The sequence below is a fragment of the Pseudomonas sp. NPDC087817 genome (assembly GCF_044742875.1).
Classification (GTDB): Bacteria; Pseudomonadota; Gammaproteobacteria; order Pseudomonadales; family Pseudomonadaceae; genus Aquipseudomonas.
On record NZ_JBIUVJ010000100.1, the window covers coordinates 1 to 10,391 of the forward strand.

Here is a 10,391-nt window from a genome sequence, read left to right on the forward strand (position 1 = left end):
CTTACGAAGACAAGGTTGCACGTCGTGGCCTGCGTGTTGGCGATCTGCTGAACATGCCGCGTTTCGAAGACAAGCTGCGTGAACTGGTGGATTACCACAACTTCATGCTGGTCGGTTACTACAAAGAGCCGGCCATCGAGTTCGAGAAAACCCTGGCCGAGTGCAAGGAATACGCTGAGCTGCTCAAGCCGCTGATGCTGGACGTGACGGCCGAGCTGCACGACCTGCGTCGCGCCGGCAAAGACATCATGTTCGAAGGCGCCCAAGGTTCGTTGCTCGACATCGACCACGGTACCTACCCGTACGTGACCAGCTCCAACACCACCGCTGGTGGCGTGGCGACCGGTTCGGGCGTTGGCCCGATGTTCCTCGACTACATCCTGGGCATCACCAAGGCTTACACCACTCGCGTCGGTTCGGGTCCATTCCCGACTGAGCTGTTTGACGAAGTCGGTGCGCACCTGGCCAAACAAGGTCACGAGTTCGGCGCTACCACCGGCCGTGCCCGTCGTTGCGGCTGGTTCGACGCCGTTATCCTGCGTCGCGCTATCGATGTGAACAGCATCTCGGGCATCTGCCTGACCAAGCTGGACGTACTCGACGGCCTGGAAACCATTAACATCTGCACCGGCTACAAAGATGCACAAGGCAACGCCGTTGCGCCGACCGACGCTGACAGCTACGTAGGCCTGCAGCCTGTGTACGAAGAAGTACCGGGCTGGACCGAATCGACCGTGGGCGCCAAAACCCTGGAAGAGCTGCCGGCCAACGCCCGTGCCTACATCAAACGCGTTGAAGAGTTGATCGGCGCGCCGATCGACATTATTTCGACGGGCCCGGACCGCAACGAAACCATCGTTCTGCGTCATCCGTTCGCTTGATAAGTCGTTGATGTAAAAACACAAAGGCCCCTTGATCGGGGCCTTTGTCGTTTATGCCTGTTGGACGGCATGACCTTTGCTGTGAATCTCCCTACAAGAGTGCCATCAAATTAATGGCGTCAGAAGTAGAGGTATTCACAGTGTCGGCCGTTCTCTCACTGTTACAAAGCCGTTTATTACGCCCTGTATTCGTTACCCTTGGTATCGCCCTTTTGGTGCAGGTGTTGGTGGCAGTCGCCCTGACACGGAGCACCGTCACGGCGCTGGAAGCTGATCTTGCCGTGCGCCTCGGTGCTGACAGCCAGAAGCTTTCCGGCGAACTGGAGCAGGCCGGGCGTGAAGTCACGTCGAGCCTAGATAACTTGTCCACCAGCACCCGTCAGCGTCTGACGGCTGGTTTGTCCTCGCGTCTGAAGGACGAACAGGCGCAACTGCGTACGACACTCGAAAAGGATCTGAAGGATTCGGCCAATGACATGGCCCAATTACTCGCCTCGGTCGCACCTCGCGCCATGTGGGACAGCGATGTACCGACCTTGTCCGAATTTGCCCGGCGTGCCCAGCGCAATCCCAATGTGCTGTTCGTGGTCTACGACGATGCCACGGGGCAGCATCTGACGCGTTATCTCAATCGCGAAAACCCGATCAACAAGGCCTTGCTCGAAAAGGGCCAGGGCGAGCGTGCGCTGGATAAAGTGCTGGACGCGGCGAAGAACGATCCGTCGGTTTACTACCTCGAAGCGTCGATCAACCCGAACGGCGTAGAAATTGGCAAGGTGCTGATGGGGGTTTCCACCGCTTCGGTCGAGACCGATCTGGCGGCGCTCGACAAGCGCTTCTCGGCGCTGATTGCCAGCAGCGATCAGTTGGTCGGCGACAGCCTCAAGGGCGCCGCCGCTGACAGTGCCGCAGCAATGCAGGCGCGTCTGCAGTCGGCGCAGTCCACTGCCGCCGAAATGAAAGCCAACACGGCGCGTACCGTGCAGGACGCTGCCGCAACCCTGCGCTGGCGGATCGGTTTGGGCCTGGCACTGGTCGGCTGTGGCGTGCTGTTGCTGCTGGCGGTGGTACTCGGGCATCGGGTGGTCAATCGTCTGAAGATGCTCAACGCGGCAATGGACGATCTGGCGGCGGGTGAGGGCGATCTGACCAAGCGTGTGCAGATCAACAGCAAGGACGAGATCGGTGACATGGCCTCGGCGGTCAATCGCTTTGTGGATAAGTTGCAACCGATCGTGCGCGAGGCGGGCGATGTCGCCCAGCGTACCGGCGTGGAAATCGGCGCGATGACCCTGCGCAATGCCGGCGCCGATGCGGCGGCGGGGATGCAGCGTGATGAAGTGGCGGAAAGCTTGCGCGCGTTGTCGCAAATGGCCGACGAAGCGCAATCGGAAAGCCACGCGATGCAGGCGGCGTTGAAGCAGGTTGTGGATATTCGCCAGGCCACTGACGAAAACACGCGCACGTCGGCCAAGGTTGGCAGTTTGATCGAGGCGTTGGCGGGGCAAGTCGATACCGGGGCTAAGGTCATCGAGCGGCTGGCGCAGCAGAGTGAGCAGATTGAAGTGGTGTTGACGGTGATTCACGGGATCGCCGAACAAACGAATTTATTGGCATTGAACGCAGCCATTGAAGCTGCGCGGGCGGGCGAGACCGGACGTGGTTTCGCCGTGGTCGCGGACGAGGTTCGGGCGTTGGCGAGCAAGACGCAAAGTTCGACTGGCGATATTCAGGCGCACATCGTCGCGTTGCAGCAGGGCGCGCGTGAGGCAGTGGAGGCTATCGGTCAGGCCGGACGTCAGGCCAGCGAAGGTTTGCTGGTGCTGCGCGACAGTGCGCGGCTGCAGCAGTCGGTACAGGCTTCGGTCGAGCAGGTGCATGCGGCGATTGGTCTGGCGACGCAGGCCGCTGCGCATCAGGCGCAGGGGGCGCAGGCAGTGCGTGGGCGGGTCGAGACGATCCATGCTCAGGCCGAGAAAGCGGCTCAGGCGGTGGTGGAAACCACGGCCAGTGGCAAGGTGCTGGATGGTCTGGCGGCGCAGCTCAAGGCGAGTCTGGGGCAGTTCAGGGCTTGAGGTTGTCTGGGCGGCCCTCTTCGCGAGCAGGCTCGCTCCCGCACTAGATCGCATTCCTCTGATGGGACTCGGTCAAAATGTGGGAGCGAGCCTGCTCGCGAAAGCGCTGTCAGCGGCTCAGATACATCCGGGTCGTCAGTAAATAAACCGGTAGCCCGGATACCAAAATCAACAGCGCCGCATAAGGCGCTGCCGCCGCAAATTCGACATTCGCGGTATGCGCCCAGACCTCGGTCGCCAGGGTATTGAGCCCGGTCGGACTCAGCAGCAAAGTCGCGGTCAGTTCCTTCATCGCATCCAGAAACACCAGCGCAAACGCTGCGCCCAAGGCCGGGAAGATGATCGGCAGCGTCACCCGGCAAAATGCCGTGAATGATGATGCGCCCAGCGTACGCGCCGCTTCTTCCAACTGCGGTGCAGCCTTGTTCAGCGCAGTACGAATCGGCGCTTGAGCCAGTGGCAGAAACAGCAGTGCATAAGCGATCAGCAGCAGCCCGGATGTCTGATACAGCGCCGGCACGTAGTGCAGGGCGAAATAAACCAGCGTCAGCGCAATCACCAGGCCCGGCAGTGCATGCAGCAGATACGGCAGGCGCTCGGCCCAGATCGCCAGTTGGCCTTTGTACCGCACCACCAGCAATCCGACCGGCACCGCCAATACCAGGCACAACGCCGCGCCACCCAGCGAGAGTGCCAGCGACGACAGCAGTGCTTCGGTAATCGCCGCGACCGGGAAGGCCGCCGAGGACCCCACCGCAAGCCAGTACACCAACATCCCCAGCGGAATCCCGCTGCCGACAATCGCCAGCATCAGGCAATACAACTGGCCGACAGCGGCCCACCGTCCCAGTCGAACCTGCTCGGCCTGGCGCGCCGCACCTTGCCCGGTGCGCACATGCCGGCCCTTGCCGCGTACGCGCAATTCGAGCCATAGCAGCACCAGACATAGCGCCAGCAACACCGCAGACAGCATCGCCGCGTTGGCGTTACTGAATTCCAGTTCGAACTGCTGATAGATCGCGGTAGTGAAAGTTTGCAGGCCGATGATCGACAGTGCGCCGAACTCCACCAGCATGTGCAGGGCAATCAGCAGCGAGCCGGCCAGCAGAGACGGCCAGAGCAGCGGCAGGGTGACGCGGAAAAACACGCCCCAGCGGTTTTGGCCCAGCGTGCGGGCGGATTCTTCAAGGGAGGGATCAAGATTGCGCAGGGTCGCTGCAACCGGCAAAAAGATCAGCGGATATTTCGACAGGCTCATCACCAGAATCGCTCCGCCGAGTCCTTCGAACTGCGCGCTCAAGGAGACCCAGGTGAAGCTGCTGACGAACGCCGGCACCGCGAACGGCAGACACAGGATCACACCCCACAGGCGTCGCCCGGGCAAATTACTGCGCTCCAGCAACCACGCCAGCGACAGGCCGATCACACCGCAGGTCAGCGTCACGCCCACCATCAGTGCCAAGGTGTTGCGCAGCAGGCCGAACACATATGGGCGCCACAGCAAGTGCAGCGCCTCGGCCCAGCCCGCCTGCCAGGCTTTCAGGCCAACGTAGGCCAGCGGCAACAGGCTCAGCACCACCAGTAACAGTACCGGCAGCACCAGCCAGATCGACGGGCGCTTGCGCCGTGGCACGTAACCCCCGCGCGCGGCGGGGGCGGATAACGATGCGGTCATCAGTTCAAGCCAACTTCACGTTCCAGATCCAGCGCTTCTTCAGCATTGCCCAGATCGGCCGGAGTGACGTTCGGCGCTTCCAGTTCGCTGAAGGGCTTGAGGCCGCGATCCGATTCCATACCTTTGTGCAGCGGATATTCGGCGGTGGTCTGGGTGATCACGCGCTGGCCTTCTTCGCTGGCCATGTAGGCAAGAAATTGCTGGGCTTCTTTTGGATGTTTGCTGGATTTCAGCACGGCTGCGCTGGATACGGTGATCAGGCCGCCGACGTCACCGCCGGTGAAGTAATGCAGCTTCGAATCAAGTTTGCCTTTCTCACGCTGCAGGGCGAACCAGTAGTAGTTGTTCACCAGAACGGTGGCGACTTCGCCGTTTTCCACGGCTTTGAGCGCAACCATGTTGTTGCTGTAGGTCTTGCCGAATGCGCGCAGGCCGGTCAGCCATTCTTCGGCGGCGTCACGACCGTGCAGCTTGATGATCGCCACGGCCTGTTCCTGGAACGCGCCGCTGGTGGGTACGAAGCCGACTTTGCCCTGCCACTTCGGATCGGAGAATTCCATTACCGATTTCGGCAGGTCTTTTTCATCGACCAGTTTCGGGTTGTAAGCGACCACTCGAACCCGCGCGGTGACGCCGATCCAGGTGCCGTTGCCGGCAACGTATGTCTTTGGCAGAACCGCCAGAGTGGCATCATCGGTCTTGGCCAGCAGGCCGAGTTCGCCGAGATTGTTCAGTGGTGGCGATTCTTCGGTGTAGATCACGTCGGCAGGAGAGCGGTCGCCTTCTTCGATGACCTGGCTGGCGAGTTGATTGCTGCTGCCTTTGCGCACATTGACGTGAATGCCGGTCTTGGCTTCGAAGGCTTTGGCGATCGCGTCGCCGACTTCCTTGTGCTGGCCGTTGTAGAGAGTCAGGGAAACCGCATCGGCAGCCTGGGTGAGGGGAGTGGCGAGCGCCAGGCCGAGGAGGGTGAAGGTCAGGCTTCGGCGCAGGGTATTTCGAAACGTCATTCGCAGGGTTCCTCACTGTCGCATTGCAAAAACTTGCAACAATGATAAACGATATTGTTTCTCAAGTGCGCCTTGCGATGGAGAGGCGAGTTTGCTAGATGACTGGAAAAACCATTGTGGCGAGGGAGCTTGCTCCCGCTCGGCTGCGAAGCAGTCGTTAGATTTGTGAGCGAGGATTAATTGAATGAAAGCGAGGGGCGCTTCGCACCCCAGCGGGAGCTGGCTCCCTCGTCATAGGGGATTGTGGTGGGTTTTTCTGAGAGCCAGAAACGCAAAAACCCGCTTTCGCGGGTTTTTTGGAAACTCAACGTCGTAACCTTGAGTTTGAATTGGTGCCCAGAAGAAGACTCGAACTTCCACGACCGTAAGGTCACCAGCACCTGAAGCTGGCGTGTCTACCAATTTCACCATCTGGGCAATCATCGCTAGCGTTGCCGCTGTTGATGTGGCGCACTATACGGAGCGCTTTTTGATCTGTAAACCCCTGATTTAATTTTAATAAATCAGTTTTAACAAAAGCGTTCCTTAGAATGCAAAAAACCCGCTTTCGCGGGTTTTTGTGTGAGTCTTGAAACTGATCTAGTCTCAAACTCGAAATTGGTGCCCAGAAGAAGACTCGAACTTCCACGACCGTAAGGTCACCAGCACCTGAAGCTGGCGTGTCTACCAATTTCACCATCTGGGCAGTATCGGCAGCGCTTGTGCGTCGTCGATGGCGCGCACTATACGGAGCGCCTTTTTAACTGTAAACCCCTGCTGTGAGATTTTTTGATTTTTTTTACCAGCGGTGTTCAAAACGCCTGCAAAGCGTCGATACAGGCCTTTAGATGGGCCTTATAGAGTCGGAAATTTCCCGTTTGATGGCGCCTATGCCAAACTAACCCGCATATAGACAAGGTGAAAACTCTCTAATGGCCGATTGGCAGTCCCTCGATCCCGAGGCCGCTCGTGAAGCGGAAAAATATGAAAACCCTATTCCTAGCCGCGAACTGATCCTGGCGCATCTCGCCGATCGGGGTTCGCCTGCTGCCCGCGAGCAACTGGTCGAAGAGTTTGGTCTGACCACAGAAGACCAGATCGAAGCCCTGCGCCGCCGCCTGCGCGCCATGGAGCGCGACGCTCAACTGATCTACACCCGCCGTGGCACTTACGCGCCGGTAGACAAGCTCGACCTGATCCTCGGCCGCATCAGTGGTCACCGGGACGGTTTCGGTTTCCTGGTACCGGACGACGGCAGCGATGACCTGTTCATGAGCCCGGCGCAAATGCGTCTGGTGTTCGATGGTGACCGTGCGTTGGCGCGTGTTTCCGGTCTTGACCGTCGCGGTCGCCGCGAAGGCGTGATCGTAGAGGTGGTGTCGCGTGCTCACGAAACCATCGTCGGTCGCTACTTTGAAGAGGGCGGCATCGGCTTCGTCGTCGCCGACAACCCGAAAATCCAGCAAGAAGTGCTGGTCACTCCGGGCCGCAATGCCAACGCCCAGATCGGTCAGTTCGTCGAGGTGAAGATCACCCACTGGCCGACACCGCGCTTCCAGCCGCAAGGCGACGTGGTCGAAGTGGTCGGCAACTACATGGCGCCGGGCATGGAAATCGATGTCGCGCTGCGTACCTATGATATTCCGCACGTCTGGCCTGAAGCCGTTTTGAAAGAAGCGGCCAAGCTCAAGCCTGAAGTCGAAGAAAAAGACAAAGAGAAGCGCGTCGACCTGCGTCATCTGCCGTTCGTCACCATTGACGGCGAAGATGCCCGCGACTTCGACGATGCGGTTTACTGCGAAGCCAAACCGGGCAAGCTGCGCCTGTTCTCCGGCGGCTGGAAGTTGTACGTGGCGATTGCCGACGTTTCCAGCTACGTCAAGATCGGTTCGGCGCTGGACAACGAGGCGCAAGTGCGCGGCAATTCGGTTTATTTCCCCGAGCGCGTGGTGCCGATGCTGCCTGAGCAATTGTCTAACGGCCTGTGCTCGCTGAATCCCCACGTTGATCGTCTGGCCATGGTTTGCGAGATGACCATCTCCAAGTCTGGCGAAATGACTGACTACTGCTTCTACGAAGCGGTGATCCATTCCCACGCTCGTCTGACCTACAACAAAGTCAGTGCGATGCTGGAAACGCCGAAAATCACCGAGGCGCGTCAGCTTCGCGGTGAGTACAACGACGTTCTGCCGCACCTCAAACAGCTTTATGCGCTGTACAAGGTTCTGCTGGCGGCTCGTCACGTACGTGGCGCGATCGATTTCGAAACGCAGGAAACCCGAATCATCTTCGGTACCGAGCGCAAGATTGCCGAAATTCGTCCGACCACCCGTAATGACGCACACAAGCTGATCGAGGAGTGCATGCTGGCGGCCAACGTGGCCACCGCCGAATTCCTCAAGAAGCACGAAATTCCTGCGTTGTACCGCGTCCACGATGGTCCGCCACCGGAGCGTCTGGAAAAACTGCGTGCGTTCCTCGGCGAACTCGGTCTGTCCCTGCACAAAGGCAAGGACGGCCCGTCGCCGAAGGACTATCAGGCACTGCTGGCAAGCATCAAGGATCGTCCGGATTTCCATCTGATCCAGACCGTGATGCTGCGCTCGCTGAGTCAAGCGGTGTACAGCGCTGACAATCAGGGCCACTTCGGCCTGAATTATGAAGCCTACACTCACTTCACCTCGCCGATCCGTCGTTACCCGGACCTGCTCACGCACCGCGCGATCCGCAGCGTGATCCATTCGAAACAGGACACCCCGCACGTTCGCCGTGCCGGTGCGATGACCATTCCGAAGGCGCGTATCTACCCGTACGACGAAGCGGCCCTTGAGCAGCTCGGCGAGCAATGCTCGATGAGCGAGCGCCGTGCCGACGAAGCGACCCGCGACGTGGTGAACTGGCTCAAGTGCGAGTTCATGAAAGATCGCGTGGGCGAATCGTTCCCGGGCGTGATCACTGCGGTGACCGGTTTTGGTCTGTTCGTCGAGCTGACCGATATTTACGTCGAAGGTCTGGTGCATGTCACCGCGCTGCCGGGCGACTACTACCACTTCGATCCTGTGCATCACCGCCTGGCGGGCGAGCGCACCGGTCGCAGCTTCCGTCTCGGCGATACCGTTGAAGTTCGCGTCATGCGCGTTGACCTTGACGAGCGCAAGATCGACTTCGAGATGGCGGAAAAAACCATCAGTGCGCCGATCGGCCGTAAAAAGCGTGGCGCTGAAACCGCTGCTCCAGCGACCAAGGCTGTGGAAGAAAAGGCCCCGGGCAAAACTTCCAGCCGTCGTCCAGCCAAAGAGAAGGCTGTCGAAGCCTATCGCCCAAGCGATGCCGTGGCGAAAAACGCCGAGCTGCGTAAAAGCCGTGAAATGAAGAAAGCACTGCTTTCCGATGCCAAAAGCGGTGGTAAAGCGGCGTCTGCGGGAAAGACCGGACGGTCGGCGCCTGAAAAGGCCGCCGGCGGCAAGCCAGCCAAACCGAGCAAACACCGTAAAGGCCCGCCAAAAGCGGGTTCTGCTCCAGCCAAAAGTGGCGGGGCGCGTAAACCGAAGGCGAAGTCATGAGTCAGTTGGAAAAAATCTACGGCGTTCACGCGGTAGAAGCGTTGCTGCGTCACCATCCGAAGCGCGTCAAGCAGATCTGGCTGGCCGAAAGCCGCAATGATCCGCGCGTGCAGACCCTGATCGAACTGGCCAACGAGAATCGTGTCCAGGTCGGTCAGGCCGAGCGCCGCGAAATGGACGCCTGGGTTGAAGGCGTGCACCAGGGCGTGGTTGCGGACGTCAGTCCGAGCCAGGTCTGGGGTGAGGCAATGCTCGACGAGCTGCTCGATCGCACTGAAGGCGCACCGTTGTTGCTGGTGCTCGACGGCGTGACCGATCCGCACAACCTCGGTGCCTGCCTGCGTTCGGCGGATGCTGCCGGTGCGCTGGCAGTGATCGTGCCGAAAGACAAGTCGGCCACGCTGACACCTGTGGTGCGTAAAGTGGCTTGCGGCGCGGCGGAAGTGATTCCGCTGGTTGCCGTGACCAACCTGGCGCGCACCCTGGAAAAGCTTCAGCAGCGCGGTTTGTGGATTGTCGGCACGGCGGGTGAGGCCGAGGTCAGCATTTATGACCAGGACCTGACCGGCCCGACCATTCTGATCATGGGTGCCGAGGGCAAAGGCATGCGTCGCCTGACCCGTGAGCACTGCGACTATCTGGTGAATCTGCCGATGGCCGGTAGTGTCAGCAGTCTCAATGTTTCCGTGGCGACCGGTGTGTGCCTGTTTGAAGCCCAGCGTCAGCGTGGCGCCAAAGCCAAGGCCTCCGCCAAGAAATAAAGCTGCATGCAATCAACTGTGGGAGCGGGCTTGCCCGCGAAAGCGTAGTGTCAGTCGACAATTATGTTGCCTGATGTATCGCATTCGCGAGCAAGCCCGCTCCCACATTGGTTTGTGGTGAAGGCAGGATTGGTGATTGTTCAAATATTCACCAATTGCCTTGCACCTCTCCTGTCCCTTCTCTACAATTGCGCCCCTTGCTGTGACGGCAGGCACGCATGTGCCCCGCGCCGGCAAGTCCATAAGTGTCATTCACTCCTTGTCTGACCGTTTTTGAGCGGCAGGCTACAACCCGTAAGGAGCATTCATGCGTCATTACGAAATCATCTTTTTGGTCCACCCGGATCAAAGCGAGCAAGTCGGCGGCATGGGTGAGCGTTACACCAAGCTGATCGGTGGAGTCGGGGGCCATATGCAGCGTCGGGCCGAGTGGGGCGGGGGGGCGGT

The 10,391-nt window shown here is 59.6% G+C and carries 7 protein-coding genes and 2 tRNA genes; 5 read left to right on the forward strand and 4 right to left on the reverse strand.

The window, feature by feature from the left end; translation table 11 throughout:
- Positions 1 to 881: adenylosuccinate synthase (locus tag ACIONG_RS28630; RefSeq protein WP_401304236.1), on the forward strand; the 881-nt coding region annotated here is incomplete at its 5' end.
- A 140-nt stretch (positions 882 to 1,021) separates the two neighbouring features.
- On the forward strand, positions 1,022 to 2,956 hold the full coding sequence (locus ACIONG_RS28635; RefSeq protein ID WP_401304239.1) for a methyl-accepting chemotaxis protein: 1,935 nt from the start codon (positions 1,022 to 1,024) through the stop codon (positions 2,954 to 2,956).
- Positions 2,957 to 3,065: 109 nt separating this feature from the next.
- Here the strand turns inward: ACIONG_RS28635 and ACIONG_RS28640 are convergent, their stop codons facing one another.
- The 4 genes from ACIONG_RS28640 to ACIONG_RS28655 form a co-directional block, all read right to left on the reverse strand.
- The gene (locus ACIONG_RS28640; protein WP_213027379.1) at positions 3,066 to 4,631 is read right to left on the reverse strand and encodes an iron ABC transporter permease; all 1,566 of its coding nucleotides are present in this window, start codon (positions 4,629 to 4,631) and stop codon (positions 3,066 to 3,068) included.
- The gene (locus ACIONG_RS28645) at positions 4,631 to 5,641 is read right to left on the reverse strand and encodes an extracellular solute-binding protein (protein ID WP_103304667.1); all 1,011 of its coding nucleotides are present in this window, start codon (positions 5,639 to 5,641) and stop codon (positions 4,631 to 4,633) included. The genes ACIONG_RS28640 and ACIONG_RS28645 overlap by 1 nt, the downstream gene beginning before the upstream one ends.
- Positions 5,642 to 5,971: 330 nt before the next feature.
- Positions 5,972 to 6,058: transfer RNA gene (locus ACIONG_RS28650), tRNA-Leu, on the reverse strand.
- A gap of 181 nt (positions 6,059 to 6,239) precedes the next feature.
- Positions 6,240 to 6,326 (reverse strand) — tRNA-Leu (locus ACIONG_RS28655).
- Between the two features lie 226 nt (positions 6,327 to 6,552).
- Here ACIONG_RS28655 and rnr point away from each other — a divergent pair.
- From rnr to ACIONG_RS28670, 3 genes are all read left to right on the forward strand, one after another.
- Positions 6,553 to 9,183, forward strand: coding sequence for a ribonuclease R (rnr, locus tag ACIONG_RS28660; protein WP_401304243.1), 2,631 nt, complete (start codon positions 6,553 to 6,555; stop codon positions 9,181 to 9,183).
- A complete protein-coding gene (gene rlmB / locus ACIONG_RS28665; protein WP_103304669.1) occupies positions 9,180 to 9,944 on the forward strand; it encodes a 23S rRNA (guanosine(2251)-2'-O)-methyltransferase RlmB in 765 nt (254 codons plus the stop codon). Before rnr ends, rlmB begins: the two co-directional genes overlap by 4 nt.
- A gap of 307 nt (positions 9,945 to 10,251) precedes the next feature.
- On the forward strand, positions 10,252 to 10,391 hold a 140-nt coding region (locus ACIONG_RS28670; RefSeq protein ID WP_401304246.1), incomplete at its 3' end, for a 30S ribosomal protein S6.